Annotated in this window: 16 protein-coding genes; all 16 read right to left on the bottom strand. The window is 64.9% G+C overall.

What is annotated here, in order from left to right:
• Window positions 1-45: 45 nt before the first annotated feature.
• Window positions 46-2955: a DEAD/DEAH box helicase gene (locus V6M49_RS11960; RefSeq protein ID WP_141140631.1), complete on the bottom strand. Its 2910-nt coding sequence runs from the start codon at window positions 2953-2955 to the stop codon at window positions 46-48.
• Window positions 2956-2979: 24 nt separating this feature from the next.
• Complete coding sequence (gene tatC / locus V6M49_RS11955) at window positions 2980-3774, bottom strand: twin-arginine translocase subunit TatC (protein ID WP_141140630.1); 795 nt, start codon at window positions 3772-3774, stop codon at window positions 2980-2982.
• A gap of 48 nt (window positions 3775-3822) precedes the next feature.
• Window positions 3823-4098 carry a Sec-independent protein translocase subunit TatA gene (gene tatA / locus V6M49_RS11950; RefSeq protein WP_056340008.1) on the bottom strand — a complete coding sequence of 92 codons (276 nt, stop codon included), beginning with the start codon at window positions 4096-4098 and terminating at the stop codon, window positions 3823-3825.
• Between the two features lie 32 nt (window positions 4099-4130).
• The gene (locus V6M49_RS11945; RefSeq protein ID WP_332761232.1) at window positions 4131-4484 is read right to left on the bottom strand and encodes a hypothetical protein; all 354 of its coding nucleotides are present in this window, start codon (window positions 4482-4484) and stop codon (window positions 4131-4133) included.
• Window positions 4485-4494: 10 nt separating this feature from the next.
• Window positions 4495-6480: a helix-turn-helix transcriptional regulator gene (locus tag V6M49_RS11940; protein WP_332761231.1), complete on the bottom strand. Its 1986-nt coding sequence runs from the start codon at window positions 6478-6480 to the stop codon at window positions 4495-4497.
• 106 nt (window positions 6481-6586) lie between these two features.
• Entirely contained in the window at window positions 6587-6982 is a 396-nt protein-coding gene (locus V6M49_RS11935) for an FKBP-type peptidyl-prolyl cis-trans isomerase (RefSeq protein WP_056340002.1), read from the bottom strand.
• Between the two features lie 41 nt (window positions 6983-7023).
• Window positions 7024-7965 carry an FKBP-type peptidyl-prolyl cis-trans isomerase gene (locus tag V6M49_RS11930; RefSeq protein ID WP_141140627.1) on the bottom strand — a complete coding sequence of 314 codons (942 nt, stop codon included), beginning with the start codon at window positions 7963-7965 and terminating at the stop codon, window positions 7024-7026.
• Window positions 7966-8075: 110 nt separating this feature from the next.
• Window positions 8076-9440 (bottom strand): Pup--protein ligase, encoded by a 1365-nt coding sequence (gene pafA, locus V6M49_RS11925; RefSeq protein WP_332761230.1) that lies wholly within the window; start codon window positions 9438-9440, stop codon window positions 8076-8078.
• 1 nt (window position 9441) lies between these two features.
• Window positions 9442-10173 carry a proteasome subunit alpha gene (gene prcA, locus V6M49_RS11920; RefSeq protein WP_141140625.1) on the bottom strand — a complete coding sequence of 244 codons (732 nt, stop codon included), beginning with the start codon at window positions 10171-10173 and terminating at the stop codon, window positions 9442-9444.
• A gap of 1 nt (window position 10174) precedes the next feature.
• Window positions 10175-10996 (bottom strand): proteasome subunit beta, encoded by an 822-nt coding sequence (prcB, locus tag V6M49_RS11915; protein WP_104061486.1) that lies wholly within the window; start codon window positions 10994-10996, stop codon window positions 10175-10177.
• 82 nt (window positions 10997-11078) lie between these two features.
• On the bottom strand, window positions 11079-11282 hold the full coding sequence (locus V6M49_RS11910; RefSeq protein WP_056339984.1) for a ubiquitin-like protein Pup: 204 nt from the start codon (window positions 11280-11282) through the stop codon (window positions 11079-11081).
• An 84-nt stretch (window positions 11283-11366) separates the two neighbouring features.
• Window positions 11367-13040 (bottom strand): depupylase/deamidase Dop, encoded by a 1674-nt coding sequence (gene dop / locus V6M49_RS11905; RefSeq protein WP_371706669.1) that lies wholly within the window; start codon window positions 13038-13040, stop codon window positions 11367-11369.
• Window positions 13037-14788: a proteasome ATPase gene (arc, locus tag V6M49_RS11900; RefSeq protein WP_141140624.1), complete on the bottom strand. Its 1752-nt coding sequence runs from the start codon at window positions 14786-14788 to the stop codon at window positions 13037-13039. Before arc ends, dop begins: the two co-directional genes overlap by 4 nt.
• Before the next feature lie 83 nt (window positions 14789-14871).
• Window positions 14872-15933, bottom strand: a complete 1062-nt coding sequence (locus tag V6M49_RS11895) for a tRNA (adenine-N1)-methyltransferase (RefSeq protein ID WP_104061484.1) — start codon at window positions 15931-15933, stop codon at window positions 14872-14874.
• A gap of 113 nt (window positions 15934-16046) precedes the next feature.
• Window positions 16047-17213 (bottom strand): site-2 protease family protein, encoded by a 1167-nt coding sequence (locus V6M49_RS11890; RefSeq protein WP_332761229.1) that lies wholly within the window; start codon window positions 17211-17213, stop codon window positions 16047-16049.
• Window positions 17210-17947: an HAD family hydrolase gene (locus V6M49_RS11885; protein ID WP_332761228.1), complete on the bottom strand. Its 738-nt coding sequence runs from the start codon at window positions 17945-17947 to the stop codon at window positions 17210-17212. The genes V6M49_RS11890 and V6M49_RS11885 overlap by 4 nt, the downstream gene beginning before the upstream one ends.
• Between the last annotated feature and the right edge of the window lie 30 nt (window positions 17948-17977).

The following is a 17977-nucleotide window of genomic DNA, read 5'->3' as shown; positions in this document are numbered from 1 at the left end:
GCTAGGGGGAAGAAGGCAGGCTGCCGGTGCATCAAAGCCGGGACATCAAAGTACGGAAGAGTAGGCCACGACGCCGCGGCGGATGAGTGATATTGCTTCTGCGCAAAGCCTGGAGACGCGCGGATCCAGGCCGGGAATCTTGGCGAGCTGGTCCAGGAGGTCGATGACCTGTTTGACCCAACGGACGAAGTCACCCGCCGCCAGGTCCGTGCCGTTGAGCACTTCCTGGAGGTGGCGTCCCTTGGCCCATTTGTACATCGGCCAGACAAGACCGAGTTCCGGTTCGGCAGTCAGCGGAAGTTTGTTCGCCTCTTCCACGTCCTCCAGGGCCGACCATTCCCGGACCACCACATCCACGGACGATTCAAGCGAGACGCTGGGCATCCGGGGGCGGAGGCCCCTGTCCTCGCGTTTGGCCTGGTAGACCAAGACGCTGGCCAGGGCTGCTACTTCGACGGCATCCAGGTCGTTGAGCGCGCCCAGCCGCAGTGCTTGCGAAATCAGCAGGTCCTTCTCCCCGTAGATCCGGCGGAGCCGCTGGCCGTCCGGGCTGATGGCCAGGCGCCCGTCAGCTCCCGCTTCCAGGTAGCCGTAGGCGGAAAGGACATCGCAGACGCGATCGAAGGTCTTGGCAATGGTGTTGGTCCGGCCCTGGATCTGCCGGACCAGGGCATCCGTCTCCCGGCGCAGCTTCCACCAGCGCTCAGACCAGCGCGCGTGGTCTTCACGCTCGCTGCAGCCGTGGCAGGGGTGGGCCCGGAGCGCCCGGCGAAGCTCCGTGATGCGTTTCTCCTGATGGGGCAAAACGGACCCCATGCCAAAATCGGTGCTGCGCCCGGGGGCAGGCGGGCGGTTCTCGCGCAGTGCATTCCTGGCCGACGATGCGAGGTCACGCCGGGATTTCGGGACCTTTGCGTTGAACGACTTCGGAATGCGGATCCGTGTCAGGGGCGCGATGGGGCCCTCAAGGTCCTCGGTGCCGATTCGCCTGAGCTGGTTGTCGAGCGTCAGGATGGCAGGCCGCGGCTCCCTGCCGCTGTGGTCCGAGCTGAGCACAATCGCCGGTCCGGGCGCCCGCCCGCCCGGGACGTCCACCACGTCGCCGGGCATCAGCCGTGCCAGGGAGTCTTCATTCAGCGACTTATGAGCCCGGGACTTGCTGCGGGAGGTGACATTCTCGGCGTCGGACAGCTCACGGCGCAACCGCGCATACTCGGTGAAGTCTCCGAGGTGGCAGGTCATGGATTTTGCGTATCCCGCGAGGGACTCTTCGCGGCTGCGCACCTGCCTGGCAAGTCCGACAACGGACCGGTCAGCCTGGAACTGCGCGAAGGAGGATTCAAGGATTTCCCGCGCACGGGCGCGGCCAAACTGCGCCAACAGGTTGATGCTCATGTTGTACGTTGGCCGGAAGCTTGAGTTCAGCGGATACGTACGCCGCGAGGCGAGGCCGGCAACAGCCGCAGGGTCCGTGCCCGGCTGCCACAGGACAACGGCATGGCCTTCGATGTCGATGCCGCGGCGGCCCGCGCGGCCGGTCAGCTGCGTGTACTCCCCCGCGGTGATGTCCACGTGGGCCTCGCCATTGAACTTGTCGAGCTTCTCCAGGACCACGGAGCGGGCCGGCATGTTGACGCCCAGGGCCAGCGTTTCGGTGGCGAACACAGCCTTGACCAGGCCCTCGACGAATAGCTTCTCCACTACTTCCTTGAAGGTGGGTAGCATGCCGGCATGGTGGGCCGCGAAACCACGCAGCAGGCCATCCCGCCACGTCCAGAAGCCGAGGACGTCCAGATCCTCTGACGGGATGTCCTGCCCGGCCTCGTCAACGCGCTGCGCAATGATCTGCTGCTCCTTCTCCGTGGTCAGCCAGAGTCCGGACGAGACACATTGGGCAACGGCGGCATCGCAGCCTGCCCGCGAGAAGATAAACGTGATGGCGGGCAGCAGGTCCTGCCGGTCCAGGCTGGCAATCACTTGGGGCCGGCTGGCCTTCCGGACGGCGCCGGGCTCGGCTCCCTGCCGGGGGCGGTCCTCTGTCCGTTGCCGGTGCTGCCGGCGCTGGCTCCGTCCGCCGTGGCCAAAGCGTCCGGCGAAACTTTGTTGGCCTTCGCTGCGGGCCATTTTGAGAAGGTCCGGATTGACCTCGAACCCCGGCCCGTCTGCGTCTTTGGTGGCCGCGGTGAGCCGCTCCTGGACCGGTAGTGGAGCTCCGGTCTCCGCATCCGCGGGCGGCGCGATTTCGTCGAAGGTGGTTTCTCCGGCGAACAGGTCCACGATGTCCCGGCCCACCATAACGTGCTGCCACAGGGGAACCGGGCGGTGCTCGGAGACAATGATGTCGGTGTCGCCGCGCACGGTATCCAGCCAGGCACCGAATTCTTCTGCGTTGGAGACCGTGGCGCTGAGGGAGGCTACCTGGACTTCGCTGGGGAGATGGATGATGACTTCCTCCCAGACGGCACCACGGAAGCGGTCCGCGAGGTAGTGGACTTCGTCCATGACCACAAAGCCGAGGTCATCCAGGGTGTCCGAGTCCGCGTAGAGCATGTTCCGGAGGACTTCCGTGGTCATGACCACCACGGGGGCGTCGCCATTGATGCTGGTGTCGCCGGTAAGTAGACCGACGTTTGCCGCCCCGTACTTTTCGGAGAGTTCCGTGAATTTTTGGTTGCTCAGGGCCTTGATCGGGGTGGTGTAGAAGGCCTTGAGATTTCGTTCCAAAGCGAGATAGATGGCAAATTCGCCCACGATGGTTTTACCGGCGCCAGTGGGGGCAGCCACCAGCACTCCCTTGCCCTCCTGGAGGGACCGGCAGGCGAGGCGCTGGAATTCGTCAAGTTCAAAATCAAGGGTGCGGACAAACCCGCCGAGGTAGGTGCCCGCTTCGGCCGTGCGTTCCGCGCTGGCCCGGTAGCTTTCAGAGGGCGAGAGTGGCCCGGAAATAGAGGACATGCCTCAAGCCTAGTGCGCCGCGCGCTACAGGTTCTTCAGTTCGTTGCCGGGCGTCGCGATGTCGGCTGTCGCGTCCGTCTCAGCAGCCTGTTTCGCCACGCGTTTGTCACGGCGCTTGTCGTTGAAGATACACAGCCCGATCGCCGCGAAGAACAGAATCAGCAGCGGCGCAGCAAGCAGGAACATGGACAGCGCGTCCGTGCCTGGTGCGGCCAGTGCCGCCAGGACAAAGACCAGGAAGACGATAATCCGCCAGGCTTTGAGGATGGTCCGGCCCCTGACCACACCGGCCATGTTGATGCCGACCAGGATCACGGGGACCAGGAAAGAGATCCCGAGGATAAGCAACATCTGCGTGGCAAACGTCAGGTAGTCGGTGGCCGAGATGTTGTTGGCGCCGGTGGCGGGTGTGAACTGTAGCAGCGCCCTGACCACGGTGGGGAACACGAGCCAGGCTACAAACACGCCGGCCAGGAACAGGGGCACAGCGGCCGCCATGAAGCCGAGCGTGTAGCCGCGTTCCTTCTTGGTCAGGCCCGGGGTGATAAAAGCCCACACCTGATAGATCCAGACAGGGCTGGAGATAACCAGCCCTATCTGGATGGCAATCTGGATCTTGAAGGCAAAAGGATCTGCGATGGTCGCAAAGTTCAGGACCGCGGTGCGCCCCGTATCCCGGGCAATGGAAATCAGCGGGTCCGACAGGCTGGCCACGACTGGATCGTAAAGGAACCAGCCGCCCACGCCGGCAACCAGCACAGCAATCGCCGATTTGATCAGCCGGTTCTTGAGCTCTTTGAGGTGGTCCCAAAGAGCCATCCGCCCCTCAGGGTTGGACTTACGGCCCCGCGTCAGTGCCACTTCGGGTTAGGCGCGGGTCGACGGCGGAACGTCAGTGCCGTCGGTCGGCTCACCGGGCTTCGCCGGCGGGTGGTTAACGATCTTGCCTTCCACCGGGCCGGAAGCCGTGTCGGTGGAGTCGGTTTTGCCGTCGTTCTTCATTTCCTTGACCTCGGACTTGATGATCCGCATGGACTGGCCAAGGCTGCGGGCCATGGCAGGGAGTTTGGGCGCGGCGAAAAGCAGCAGCGCAACGACGATGATAATGACAATTGGCCACGGGCCATCAAAGAGTCTTCCCACGGGAAATCCTTTCCTCTAACAACATCCTACGTCTAACTGAGATTGAGATCGCGAAGTGACTGGGGCTGGCCCCGATCGTGCTTACGCTGGACGCGCCTCTGGCGGCGGCCCTCCCGGCGGGATGACTTGGATGCGTCGTAATCATGACGCATCTGGGCCGGTGAGGCAAAAACAGCCGCACCGGGCGGAGCTGACCCTGGCGGCTGGGAGCCGTCATCGACGGTGGCCGCTGCCGGCGCCAGGTGTGCCACTTTAGCTCCGGCGGCGCCCAGGTCCTTCATTACCGCCAGGAACTGGCGGTACAGCCGGATGCCCAGGAGGACATAAAAGAGCAGGGAGAGCGCAATAAGCGCAATCCAGATCAGGATCCAGGACCACCAAGGCATGCTGACGAGTCTAACCGCCGTACCCGGCCAGGGCCGCCTCGATCCAGTCCAGCGCTGCCGCCCCCAGCTCGGAAGGTTCGAGGATCCGGGCGGCCCCGCCGTGCTGGGCCACGAACATGGGAAGCCAGGCAGTGCTGCCGAACCGGATCTCGGCTACGAGGCCGCCGTCGGCAAGGGGTGCCACACGTTCGGCGTAATAATCGTCCGCCAAGCCGGCGCCCTGCCTGGTGAGCTGTACGAGGACCGTGGTGTCGTCGTCGTTGGGCGTGAACAGCTTGGCCGGGAAGCTTTCCCCGGCCCGGACCTCCGTGGAGGCGGGATTTCCGTTCGGGTGGACCTCCTGCACCCGGTCCAGCCTGAAGTTCCGCAGCCCCTGGGCGGAATGGCAGTAGGCCTCGAAGTACCAGGTGTTGTCCAGGGAATACAGGCGGAGCGGATCCACGTCCCGTACGGAGACCTGGTCGCGCTGGGCGGAGAAGTACACGAGCCGTAGCTGCGACCGCTCCTGGATTGCACCACGGACAACGTCAAGGACGGCCGAATCCGACGGGCCCACCTCCGGACCGGCAAGCGAACCGGCCCGCAGCCCTTCTTCGCCGGCCGCTGCCATCAGTTTGAGGGTCACCGACTCCAGGGCACCTCCTTCGGCAAGTTCGGGAAGCCCGTTGAGCGTCTCGAGCCCGGTCAGCAGCGCGCAGGCCTCGTCCACCGTAAACCGGACCGGCCTCTTGAGATCCAGGTCCTGTGTGATGTAAACGTGGCCTTCCTCCCAATGGATGTCCAGGAGGTCGTCAGGGTATCCCCCGGGAAGGCCGGAGCAGATGAGGATCCGCAGGTCGCTTTCCAGCTCCGCGGGCGTGACACCGAAGCGGGCTGCGACGTCCTGGATATGCAGGCCCTGGTTGTGGACCAGGAACGGCACCAGCTGCAGCATGCGCTTGAGCTGGTCCTCAGACGTGCGTTTCCGGACGGTGCGGCCCCGCGGTGCGTCCGCAAACAGATAGGCAGGGCTGGGAGCGGCGCAGAAGGCGGCAGCGTTGCGCAGCCGGTGCCGCACGGCTGCCACCAGCTCGTCGGGAGCATGTGCCACAGCGTCCGGGCCATAGGATGCGAGCTCCTCGGCCAGCACCTCAGCGTCCCTGAAGTTGACCTGCAGCCGTTCGTAGCCGGCGTCGGGCGTTCCGGCACTCCCCTCGGCAACTGGCATGGCGCGCCGGCGCAGGCCAAGGAGGCGGCCCTCCCGGACGTCCACGACGGCGGTCCGGAGCGGGAGCTCCGGAAGCCGGTCCAGTTCTGCGCGGACATTGAAGTTCGGCGGCGCCGGGTAGGTTTCCTTCTCCAGCACCGTGACGGGGCCCGTGAACCGGGAGAGCCGGAAGTGGCGCGGTGCCTTGCGCGAGCGGTCGTAGCCGGTCAGATACCACTGGCCGAAGCGGCTGCCGAGGCCCCACGGCTCCACCGTCCGTTGCTCTTCCTTGCCGGTGGTGCCTGCCAGGTAGGGAAAGCTGACAGGGTGCTGGGCGTGCATGGCAGCCACCACATCATCAAAGGCCTGGCCCGCCGGCCGGATCCGCGGCTGAACACCAACCGGAAGTTCGACGTCGGACACGGTGCCGGAGGCCTGGAGCTTGCGGAGGGCGCTGGCAGCGGCGGTTCCCAGGGCGGCACGCTCCCACAACTGGGACGCCAGGAGGAGGACGGTCCACTCCCCCGGGCTGAGCTGGACATCAGGCAGGCGGTTCGATTCCTTGCCGATGCGGTAGCGGGTGGTGGCCGGATCATCTTCGCTCCAGCCGAGGTCCGTGACGGTTTCCACATCGAAGCCGAACTGCCGGAGGTCATTCTTGTCCCGCTCAAACATCCTGCCGAAGGCCACGTCGTTGCCGGACGTGTCATGGTAGACCTTCGCCCGCAACTCTGCCCGGCGCAGGCCGTATTTGGTGTTCAGCAGGGCTATCAGGAGGTTCAGCAGGCGTTCAGTACGGGAGACGGACACGCTGGCTACGTTACTAAACTCCTCCGCGGAAAGCAGAAAGCGCGGCAACCAACAGGAAAACAAAACCCTGATTGTTACCGCGCCTTCCGGCGTTACGATGCTTCGGTCAGCGGACGCCCACGAGGTCCACCACGAAGATCAGCGCTTCGTTGGGGCCAATGGCTCCGCCGGCCCCGCGGGAGCCGTACGCCAGTTCGGAAGGAATCTCCAGGCGACGGCGGCCGCCCACCTTCATGCCCAGCAAGCCCTGGTCCCAGCCCTGGATGACCTGGCCCACGCCCACACGGAAGTCCAGCGGGGCGCCGCGGCCCCAGGAAGCGTCGAACTCTTCGCCGGTGGACCAGGCCACACCGACGTAGTGGGTGGAGACGGTGTCGCCCTTTTTGGCCTCGGCACCGTCACCCTCGATGAGGTCGGTGATAACCAGTTCGGTGGGGACATCGCCTTGCGGGAAGTCAATTTCAGGCTTCTGGCGGTCGAAATCGCGCTGACCAAATGACATGGTTGCTCCTTTGATTATTTGGGTGGGTGATGTGTTGCTGTTTACTTGACGCCGAGGATGTCCACAACGAAGACAAGGTCACCCTTGGCTTCGCCCTGGCCGGCATCACCGTACGCGAGGTCCTTGGGGACCACCAGGAGGACCCGGGAGCCCACCGTCTTTCCCGCCAGTCCCTGGGTCCAGCCCGGAATGACGCCGGTCAACGGGAAGCTGGCCGGCTCGCCGCGGTCAAAGCTTGAATCAAATTTAGTGCCGCCCACGAGGTTCACGCCAACATAGTTGACGGTCAACGTGTCGGTTTCCTTAACCTCCGCGCCGGTGCCCTTGATCAGGTCCTGGGACACGAGTGCTGTGGGCGCGGCGATTCCGTCAACGGAGATCTCCGGCACGCCCTGGTCGTTGTCCTTCACGGTCGGCAGGCCGGCCGGCGGGGTGACAGTCTCGCCTTCGGGCTTTGCGAGCGGAGCGACGGTCTGCGGTGCGTCCTTGGTGGAGAGCACCTTGATCAGGAGAAGCTGCGTTGGCTGGGCGGGGGCGCCTTCAGCGGTTGCGGCCTGGCCCGGGATGGCCAGGGCAAGGCTCGAGCCGACTTTGGAGCCAACAAACGCGCTGTAGATAACCGGGCTTCCGGTCTTCAGTTCCTCGTTCAGCTGCAGTGGTTCGGGCTCGCCGGGGAAGGTGTCCTCCAGCGTGGATCCGTCCGCACCACTGAGCGCGAGGATGGAGATGTTTGCGATCTGGTTATCTTTGACCCGGTCACCGTCACCTTCGGCGACCACCTTGATGGTGGGTTCGGTGACTTCGAGGGGCTTGGAGAACTCGACACCGGGAGCCTTCTTGTCCCCGTGGTCCGTCAGTTTCAGGGAGTCGAACTTGGCAGTGTCACCGGCAGACTGGCTGGTGGGTTCCGGTGCTGCGGGCGAACCGCCACAAGCGGTAAGCAGCAGCAGGCCGGGGATCAGGATTGCTAGGAGTCGGCGCACGTAAGAGAACTTTCGTCGGGGCAGGGTGGACGCGGAACCGGAATCAGGCGCCCGGCACCGCTGCAAGGCCAAGGAACGGCCCCATCAAGGATAGCCCGTGAACCTGAACGTCAGCCCATAGAGCCCAGCAGGGCATCCACCCTCTCATCGACGCTTCGGAAGGGATCCTTGCACAGGATGGTCTGGTGCGCGCGGTCGTTCAGCTTCAGGTGCACCCAATCAACCGTGTAATCCCTGCCCAGTTCCTGGGCGCGCCTGACGAAATCGCCCCTCAGCTTGGCCCGCGTGGATTGCGGCGGCACGTCCACGGCGTCTTTGATCACGGTATCCTCCACAACCCGCCGAACCGCACCCCGGGACTGCAGGATGTAGTACAACCCGCGGCTCCGCGAAATGTCATGGTACGTAAGATCCAGCTGGGCAATCCTGGGCGCGTCCAGGCCCAGGCCGTGCCGCCGCCGGTAGTTGTCCATCAGTTTTTTCTTGATGGCCCAGTCGATTTCCGTGTCGATGGTGCTGGTGTCACCGCTCTCGATGGCGTTCAGGGTCCGTTGCCAAAGATCAAGGATGAACGGTACGTGGGGATTGTGGGCCCCTTGCTCCTGAACAAAGGCCGTGACCTTGGTGAGGTACTCCTGCTGGATCTCCAGGGCCGTGAGCTGGCGGCCGTTGGCCAGACGGACCAGCGCCCTTCCACTGAGGTCGTGGGAAATCTCGCGGATGCTGCGGATGGGGTTTTCCATCCTCATGTCGCGCATGATCACTCCCGCCTCAATCATGCGCAGGATGAGGTCGACGGTGCCGACCTTGAGCAGGGCCGTGGTTTCGGACATGTTGGAGTCGCCCACAATGACATGGAGCCGCCGGAAGAATTCGGCGTCGGCGTGCGGTTCATCGCGGGTGTTGATGATGGGCCGTGACCGCGTGGTTGCCGAGGAGACGCCCTCCCAGATGTGGTCTGCCCGCTGGGAAAACGCGTACGTGGCCCCGTGCGGAGTCTTCAGGATTTTCCCTGCGCCGGCGATCAGCTGGCGGGTCACCAGGAACGGGATCAGGATCTCCGCGAGCCGGGAGAATTCGCCGCGGCGCGGGATGAGGTAGTTTTCATGGCTGCCGTAGGAGTTACCGGCCGAATCCGTGTTGTTCTTGAACAGGTAGACCGTGCCGTTGAATCCTTCCGCGGCCAGCCTTGCCTGTGCCTCGTCAACGAGGTCGTCCAGAATCAGCTCACCCGCGCGGTCGTGCGCGATGAGCTGGGCCAGGTCGTCACATTCGGCCGTGGCGTACTCAGGGTGTGAGCCGACGTCGAGGTACAACCGGGAGCCGTTGGTCAGGAACACGTTGGATGACCGACCCCAGCTGACCACCTTGCGGAACAGGTACCGGGCCACTTCTTCCGGGGCCAACGGCCTGGAATCGGGGCTCGAATACGAGATTCCGAACTCGGTCTCGATACCGAAGATTCTCTTGTCCATCTCAGTCCTCCTCAGCAAGCAGCGCCGTGATATCAGAATCGTTGAGCCGCCGGAAGGCTCTGCGGAAACCCCGGGAGGTCTCCGACTGCCTGTCCAGCACGGCAACCTCCACGGCCTTGGCGGGAAGGGTTCCTCCCGCTTCGCCCTGTTCAGCGGCCGGGTCTGGGCCGCTGGACAGGCCGCGGGTAGCCAGGCGGACAGCGCCTGCGAAACGCAGTGACGGTCGCCAGCCCTCGGCGATGACCGCCGAGACACGCTCCGCCTGGCCGCCCATCACGATGAAGCCGTGCTCGTCGGCGATGGACCCGTCGAAGGTGAGCCGGTAGAGGTGGTCCAGTTCCGGCGTGGGGCCAACCTCGGCGACGGCCAGTTCCACTTCGAAGGGTTTCTGTTCTGCGGTGAAGACGGCACCGAGGCTCTGCGCGTAGACACTCGCGAGCCCGCGTGCGGTGACGTCCTCGCGGTCGTAGGAGTAACCACGGACATCGGCGTACCGCACTCCGGCCTGGCGCAGGCTTTCGAATTCGTTGTACTTGCCGACGGCAGCAAACGCGATTTTGTCGTAGATCTCGCCGATCTTATGCAGTGAGGGTGAGGGGTTCTCAGCGACCAGGGCAATACCGTCCTGGCAGCTGATGACCACCACGGACCTGCCGCGGGCGATGCCTTTCCGTGCGAAGTCCGCACGGTCCTTCATCAGTTGTTCAGGCGAGACATAGAACTGCTGCGTCATCTTAGGCCTCCCGCCGTTCGGCGGACCTGGCTTCGATAATCCTGCCCGCCACAGCGGCGAGCTCGGATTCGGGGATCCGCCGCGCGCCATCCCTGTTCACGGTGTACACCACCGGCCACAATTGACGGACCGGATCCGGACCACCTGTGGCGGAGTCGTCGTCGGCCGCGTCGTAAAGGGACTCGACCGCCACGGAGACTGCCTCGGCTTCGGCCAGGTTGGGCCGCCAGAGCTTCTTCAGCGCGCCGCGGGCAAAAACGGAACCGGAGCCGACCGTGTGGTGCTCGCGTTCCTCGTACCTGCCGCCGGTGACGTCGTAGGAGAAGAGCCGGCCCACGCCGGCAGTTGTGTCGAAGCCGGCGAACAGCGGCACGACGGCGAGTCCCTGCAGGGCCATCGGCAGGTTCCCGCGGATCATGGCCCCCAACCGGTTGGCTTTGCCGTCGAGGCTCAGCAGGGTGCCCTCGATCTTTTCGTAGTGCTCCAGCTCCACCTGGAAGAGCCGCGTCAGGTCAATCGCGATGCCGGCCGTGCCGGCGATCCCCAGCACCGAATACCTGTCGGCCGGGAACACCTTTTCGATGTGCCGGCTGGCAATGACGTTGCCCATGGTGGCCCGCCGGTCCCCGGCCATCAGGACACCGCCGCCATAGCTCATCGCCACGATCGTGGTGGCATGGGGTACCTGCAGCGGAGCTGTCGCCGCCGCTGCAGCAGGCATGGCACGGTTGTAAGGAAGCAGGTCCGGCCGGTCGCGCTGCAGATGCTCGGTGAATGAGGATGTCGCGTTGCCGGCTACCTGGTTGGCGGTTGTTTCCTGCACTGATGCACTCCTTGTACGTGGTCCTTCAACGGCGGTACAGATTCCGGCCGGACGCGGCTTCCGCCACCCATCCGGATCCGGGTTACTGGCCGCCCTTTTGGACGAAGGCGCGGACGAACTCCTCGGCGTTGGATTCCAGGACGCCGTCGATTTCATCCAGGAGGTCGTCGACGCCCTGGGTGGCGGCCGATGCCTGGGCTTCCGGGGCTGCCGGAGGCGCCTCCGGGATCTCGTCCTCGACCTGGCTGTCGTGTGATTGTGGCTTCTGCTGCTCCTGGCCTGCCATGGTGATCTCTCCTCTGAAATCCTCGGATCCGGGCGGATCTGCTGATACGCCCATATTGCCACGCTGTCCGCCCGACGGCGCGGTTTACGCCGCAGGCGGAGCGGTGTTATGCCCCAAAAGTTCGGCGAGGAACGGACCGGCCGTCCGGTGGCGGGCAAAGAGCCCTCCCGTGAGGGCCTTGGTGCCGCGCAGGGGTTCCCTGGTTGGCACGCGCTGAAGCCGGCCGTAGCCCGGAACATCGAAGATGACCGAGTCCCAGCTGGCCCCCACCACGTCTTTGCCAAAGCTGCTGATGCACCGTCCGCGGAAGAAGGCACGCGTGTCCGACGGCGGTTCGGTCATCGCTGCGGCGATGGCTCCGTCGTCGACGATCCGCTGCATGCGGTTCCGTGCCAGGAACCGGTAGTACAGTCCCTTCTCCGGCCTGATGTCTGCCCACTGGAGGTCCACGAGGCCGAGCCGCGCGTCACCCCAGGCAAGGTTGTCGCGGTTCCGGTAACCCTCGAGGAGGGAGAGCTTGGCCAACCACTCCACGGAGGTGGCCGCCGCGTTCCTGTCGGAATCGAGCTGGGTCAACGTGGCAGCCCAGCGCTCCAGCACCTGATGTGTATGGCCGTCCCCGTCCACGGCATCGGCTACGCCGGTGTCCTGCGCCAGCTTGGCCGCCGCCTCGTGGTAGATCCATTGCAGGTCCAGGGCCGTCACGCGGCGCCCGTCCAGCAGCCTGAGTTTGGCTGTCAGCGACGTGTCGTGGCTGACTGCCTGGAGGGCTGCGACGGGTTCGTGGACCTCGACCTTGGGCGCCAGCCCGGCCTCGATCAGGCTCAGGACCATGGCAGTGGTGCCGAACTTGAGGTAGTTCGAGGATTGGCTCAGGTTGGCGTCCCCGATGATCACATGCAGGCGCCGGTATTTGTCGGCGGTGGCGTGCGGCTCATCCCGGGTGTTGATGATGGGACGTCGGATGGTGGTTTCCAGGCCCACCTCCGCCTCGAAGAAGTCTGCGCGCTGGCTGATCTGGTACCCGGGCGTGGAGCTGTCCTGCCCCAGGCCCACCCGCCCGGCGCCGCAGATGATCTGCCGCGTGACGAAGAACGGCGTCAGCCCCCGCACGATGTCCCCGAAGGGTACCGAGCGTGGCATGAGGTAGTTCTCGTGGGAGCCGTAGGAGACGGATTTGTTGTCCGTATTGTTTTTGTACAGGTTGACCGGAGGGAGCTCGGGATCCGCGGCCAGGCGGCGGACGGCCGCCAGCGCGACGAGGTCCCCGGCTGCATCCCAGATCACCGCATCGCGGGGGTTGGTCACCTCGGCACTGGAGTACTCCGGATGGGCATGATCCACGTACAGGCGGGCTCCGTTGCCCAGGACCATGTTCATCAGGAGGCTGCCGGACTCGTCCTCGCCGTCCAGTTCCAATTCCTCGCGGCCGTAGGCAAGCGCCACCGCTTCGGCGTCGAGTACCGGCGGCTGGTCTGTCAGCTGGCTGGGGTGGGCCGAGGCCCTTTCGAGGGTCCAGCCACGGGCGTCGTGGAGGGGCTCCTCGTCCGTGTAATCCCACCGGGTCTCTGCCCCTCCGGCCGCCCTTTGCCGCGTCACCTGGGCATAAGCCTGGACAACGCGGGCGGACATCATGGTGGCGTTTGCTCCGGGCGCGGACGGGGCGTGGATGCCGTATTCCGTTTCCGCCCCCATGACACGCATGGCCCCGCCGGCCGGGAGCCCTCCCCCGCCGGCGCGTTCCGGGGCTGCCGTCACAGGTACTGTCCCGTGTTCGGCATCGTTTCGATGGACTTGCCGGGCTCCTGGCCTGCCTTACCCTGCACGATGGTGCGGATGTAGGTGATCCGTTCGCCCTTCTTGCCTGAGATCCGCGCCCAGTCGTCCGGGTTGGTGGTGTTGGGCATGTCCTCGTGCTCGCGGAATTCATCCACCACGGCACGCAGCAGGTGCTCGATCCGAAGACCCTTCTGGTGCAGTGTCAGCAGATCCTTGATGGCGTACTTCTTGGCCCGGTCCACAACGTTCTGGACTACGGCGCCTGAATTGAAGTCCTTGAAATAGAGCATTTCCGTATCGCCGTTGGCGTAGGTGACTTCCAGGTACTCGTTGGACTTCTCCGTGGAGTACATGGCTTCAACCGTCCGCTGGACCATGGCGTCCACTGTCGCCTGGACGTCGCCGTCGTGTTCGGCGAGGTCGGACTCGTGGAACGGCAGGTCCGTCGTGATGTATTTGTTGAAGATATCGGCCGCGGCCTCTGCGTCGGGGCGCTGGATTTTGACTTTCACGTCCAGCCGACCGGGGCGGAGGATGGCGGGGTCGATCATGTCCTCGCGGTTGGATGCACCGATCACAATGACGTTGTCCAGCCGCTCCACGCCGTCGATCTCACTCAGCAGCTGCGGGACGATGGTGGTCTCGACGTCGGAGGAGATCCCGGTTCCACGTGTACGGAACAGCGAATCCATTTCGTCAAAGAAGACCACTACGGGGCTGCCGTCCGAGGCCTTCTCGCGGGCCCGGGAGAAAATCAGGCGGATGTGGCGCTCTGTCTCGCCCACGTACTTGTCCAGAAGCTCCGGACCCTTGATGTTGAGGAAATAGCTCTTCAGGTCCACATTGCCGGACCGTTCCGCGGCACGGGCGGCGAGGGAGTTGGCAACAGCCTTCGCAATCAGGGTCTTGCCGCACCCTGGCGGACCGTACAGCAGGATGCCCTTCGGGGCTTTCAGCCCGTGCTCGCGGTAGAGGTCCGGGTGCAGGAAGGGCAGTTCCACCGCGTCCCGGATCTGCTCGATCTGCGGACCGAGGCCGCCGATGTCCTCGTAGGTGATGTCGGGGACTTCTTCGAGGACCAGGTTCTCCACTTCGGAGCGGGGCACTTTTTCGAGGGCGTAACCGGTGCGCGAGTCGATGGACAGTGCGTCCCCCACCCTGAGCTTTTCGGTGAGCAGGGCTCCGGAGAGCCTGATGACACGCTCCTCGTCCGCCCGTCCCACCACCAGTGCGCGGTCCGTTCCGAGCATTTCCTTGAGGGTGGCGAGTTCACCGGCGCGTTCATAGCCGAGGCCGGCAACAACCAGCAATGCCTCGTTGAGGAGGACCTCCTGGCCGACCGCCAGTTGGCTGATGTTGACCAGGGGGCTGATGCCCACCCGCATCTTCCGGCCGGCGTTGAAAATGTCCACCGATTCCTCAGTGGCAGCCTGGCCGCTATTGCCCGCTGACGGCAGCCGCCTGGGATTGAGCTGCAGGACGGTGCCGAAGCTGTACGGGGGCTGGCCCTCCTGGTCCAGGGCATTTTTCAGCCGCAGAATCTCGGCCTTGGCCGCTTCCAGCATGCTGACCAGCTTCGCGTTGTTCTGCGTGGCGGCCGCAAGCTGGCGGTCAATGTGCCTGAGCTTGTCGCGGAGGACATTGGCCTGCCGCTCCGCAGCCGTCAGTTCGTTGGCGGCCGACTGCTCCGCCGGTGTACGTCCGGAGTCCTGATTCGGCGTCTCCATGGTGCATCAGCCCCTTCCTGCTCTTCTTCTTAAGACCTTAGCCCCAAGTTGGCAGGTACTGCTGGAGACTCCCGAAATGTGGACTAGTTCGTGATCTCCGGTTCGTCCTTGACGTTGGTTCCGGCAATGGCATCGCGCGCGGCCCGGCGCAGCTTCTTGTCCGAGACGAGGCGTTCGCCGACGGCACCGGGTGTCCAGGCGTTGACGTCTTCTTCGTTGAAGCCAGTCTTGGAGGGACGGCGCTTGACGGAGATGCCGGTGACGCCGTCGGCAAGCCGGCGGGTGACCAGCAGGAAGCCGGTGTGGGCCACCATGCGGTGGTCCGGGCGGACAGCCAGGCCCTCAAGGTGCCACCCGCGGACCATGGACTCCCAGGCGTCGGGTTCGGTGAAGCGGCCATCAGCCCTGATGGCCTCCGCGGTCCGGGAGAGCTGGGTGACCGTGGCAACGTAGTTGATCCAGACGCCGCCGGGTGCGAGGACAGTGGCGACGGCATCAAGGCACTCCCAGGGAGCCAGCATGTCCAGCACGACACGGTCCACGGATCCGGGTGCCTCGCTGCGGACTACTTCCTCCTGGAAGTCGCCAAGGGAGATCCTCCACGCCGGGTGCGGGCCGCCAAAGATGGTTTCCACATTCCCGCGGGCGATGTCCGCAAATTCCTCACGGCGCTCGAAGGAGTGGAGGTAGCCGTTGTCGCCAACGGCCCGGAGCAGCGAGATGGACAGCGCTCCGGAGCCAACACCGGCTTCAACAACCCTGGCGCCGGGGAAGATATCGGCCATGGTGACGATCTGGCCGGCGTCCTTCGGGTAGACCACTGCGGCGCCACGCGGCATGGAAAGGACAAAGTCCGAGAGGAGCGGGCGCAGCGTCTGGTACTGCTGGCCGACGTTGTTCACGACGACTGAGCCATCTGCTTTTCCGATGATCTCGTCGTGGTTCAGGAAGCCGCGGTGCGTGTGGAAGGCGCCGCCGCTTTCAAGAGAGATCGTGTTCATGCGGCCGCGCTCGTCGGTCAGCTGGACCCGTTCGCCTTCACGGAAAGGCCCGCGGCGGCGGGCAGCTCCCACCGGCTGGGTGCCATTGGCGGCAACACCGGTGGTGGTTGGTGCTGCGGCTTCGGCGGCAGTTTCGCTGCTCATGGATTTTCCTCGCTCCTGTAAAACTGTGGGGCCACGCATTGAAATAGGTCCGCCGGGTGTGGCGCTGGCCTCCGGGCGGCCACGCGGCGGCAATGCACGGCCGGCACGTAACTCTACCGGCTTTGACCCTGAGGATGCCTATTTGACGGGTCAGCCTTGCCGGTGATGGCGGCCACCACCACGTTCTGCGCCAGAAGGCCGGTGACCGTGCCGTGATGGTCCACCACGGCATATTCGTGACCGTCCAGCTGGGAAAGGTACTGGATCAGTTCCTGCCCCTGGGACGACTCGGGTACGTAGGCTCCCGCCGCGAGGGCATAGGACACTGCCGTGGCAGGCGTGGAGCCGGCGGCGTAGTCAGGAACCGCGGCGAGGGCACCGGGATCCACAACACCCTGCGGGCGTCCATCCGGCCCGCAGACCACAACGGCGCGTGAACCGTCCGGTGACAGCCTGCGGATGTCCGCCACCACCGCGGTGGCTGGAATTCCGACGGCGGGAGCCGCCAGGGCAGCGGCGCTGACCAGATGCATCCTTCCGCGCAGGGTGCCCTGCTGGATTGCGGCGCTGGCACCCATCCAGAGGAAGCCGCCAACGAGGACGGTGATCATCAGGAGGCTGATATCTGGTGTCTCACCGGCCAGCAGCGGCCGGGCAATGAACCAGAAGCCCAGCGCCACCACGATGACGCGGCCGGCCCAGCCGGCGGCGACGGTGCCTTTGGCCTGGCTCCCGGTTGCTTTCCAGACGGCCGACTCAACGATCCTGCCCCCGTCCAGCGGGAGTCCGGGCAGAACATTGAAGATGCCGATGACGAAGTTGGCCCACATAAAGATGTTCGTGAGTATTTCGGCCACGGTGCCCATGCTGGTGGTGGACAGGACCACCCAGGCGCCGCCGGCGAGGACCAGGTTGGCAGCCGGCCCGGCCAGCGCCACGATGACCGAGCGCGCCGGCGTCGCCGTGAAATTCTCAAACTGGGTGTGGCCGCCCCAGAGATTCAGCACGATCTTCTGCGTGGGCCAGCCGTAGATCTTGGCTGTGAGGGCGTGCGCCAGTTCGTGGACCAGGACTGAGATCAGGAGCAGCAGGGCGTACGCGAAGGCCATGTAGTAAGCGGAAATGCCCAACACCGGATTCTGCTCCAAGAGAAGGGGCCCGTAGACAATGACGGTAAAGGCGGCGATCACAAACCACGAGTAGGCCAGAATGACCGGGATTCCGGCGATCCTGCCGAGCGGTATTCCTTCGCGGCGGGCGGGGGCGGGCGCGGAACTCATGACGGGCTCCCCGTCACGAGCATTGCGGATCCAGCCGCCGCGACGGCCAGGCTGCCCGCGGCGATGGCCTCCAGCTCGGAAACGGTGCGGCCGGCCAAGGATTCCCAGGTGGTGTGCCTGGGATCGTCGGGGATCGGGACAATGTGCGGAATGGCGACGGTGGCGACGCCCGAGGCCACAGCAGCAGCCACTCCCGGCGCGGAGTCCTCCAGGGCGACGCAGTGATCCACGGTCAGGTCCGGGTCCGCTTCCTGAAGCAGCTCCACTGCCTTCAGGTATGCTTCCGGGTGCGGCTTGCCCTGGGTGACGGTGTCCCCCGTGACCAGGAATTCGAAGTAAGGCTTGGGCAGGCTAGCGACAATTTCGCGGGCCAACGGCTCCTCCGACATGGTCACCAGCGCGCATCGTACTCCGGCGACGTGCAGGTCATCCAGCAGTTCCCGCGCCCCGGGACGCCAGGGAACAGAGTGCCGGACGCTCCTGATGACCTCAGAGGTCAGGGTGTCGATGATCTCCCGGCGCTCCAGCCGGACACCGGCTGCCTGCAGGATTCCGGCCGAATACGTCAGCGACTGACCCACGAGCTGCATGGCCTGCCCGTGTGACCAGGTGCCGCCATGCGCTTCCACAAGGGCGTGCTCCGCGGCAATCCAGTAGCGTTCAGTGTCCACAATGGTGCCGTCCATATCCCAAAGAACGGCTCTGAGCGGGGAAACGGAGGGTAGGGATCGCATGTTCCCAGTCTACGGGGCGCACCTGAACGC

The organism is Pseudarthrobacter sp. (genome assembly GCF_036675385.1).
Lineage (GTDB): Bacteria > Actinomycetota > Actinomycetes > Actinomycetales > Micrococcaceae > Arthrobacter.
Note: the sequence above shows the minus strand (reverse complement) of the source record. Positions and strands in the feature narration are given on the sequence as shown.

Excerpts from the sequence above, each read along its gene's own strand:
- V6M49_RS11960 (WP_141140631.1), bottom strand. The coding sequence starts at position 2,955 with ATGTCCTCTATTTCCGGGCCACTCTCGCCCTCTGAAAGCTACCGGGCC.
- tatC (WP_141140630.1), bottom strand. The coding sequence starts at position 3,774 with ATGGCTCTTTGGGACCACCTCAAAGAGCTCAAGAACCGGCTGATCAAA.
- V6M49_RS11945 (WP_332761232.1), bottom strand. The coding sequence starts at position 4,484 with ATGCCTTGGTGGTCCTGGATCCTGATCTGGATTGCGCTTATTGCGCTC.
- V6M49_RS11935 (WP_056340002.1), bottom strand. The coding sequence starts at position 6,982 with ATGTCATTTGGTCAGCGCGATTTCGACCGCCAGAAGCCTGAAATTGAC.
- pafA (WP_332761230.1), bottom strand. The coding sequence starts at position 9,440 with ATGGACAAGAGAATCTTCGGTATCGAGACCGAGTTCGGAATCTCGTAT.
- prcA (WP_141140625.1), bottom strand. The coding sequence starts at position 10,173 with ATGACGCAGCAGTTCTATGTCTCGCCTGAACAACTGATGAAGGACCGT.
- V6M49_RS11910 (WP_056339984.1), bottom strand. The coding sequence starts at position 11,282 with ATGGCAGGCCAGGAGCAGCAGAAGCCACAATCACACGACAGCCAGGTC.
- arc (WP_141140624.1), bottom strand. The coding sequence starts at position 14,788 with ATGGAGACGCCGAATCAGGACTCCGGACGTACACCGGCGGAGCAGTCG.
- V6M49_RS11895 (WP_104061484.1), bottom strand. The coding sequence starts at position 15,933 with ATGAGCAGCGAAACTGCCGCCGAAGCCGCAGCACCAACCACCACCGGT.
- V6M49_RS11890 (WP_332761229.1), bottom strand. The coding sequence starts at position 17,213 with ATGAGTTCCGCGCCCGCCCCCGCCCGCCGCGAAGGAATACCGCTCGGC.
- V6M49_RS11885 (WP_332761228.1), bottom strand. The coding sequence starts at position 17,947 with ATGCGATCCCTACCCTCCGTTTCCCCGCTCAGAGCCGTTCTTTGGGAT.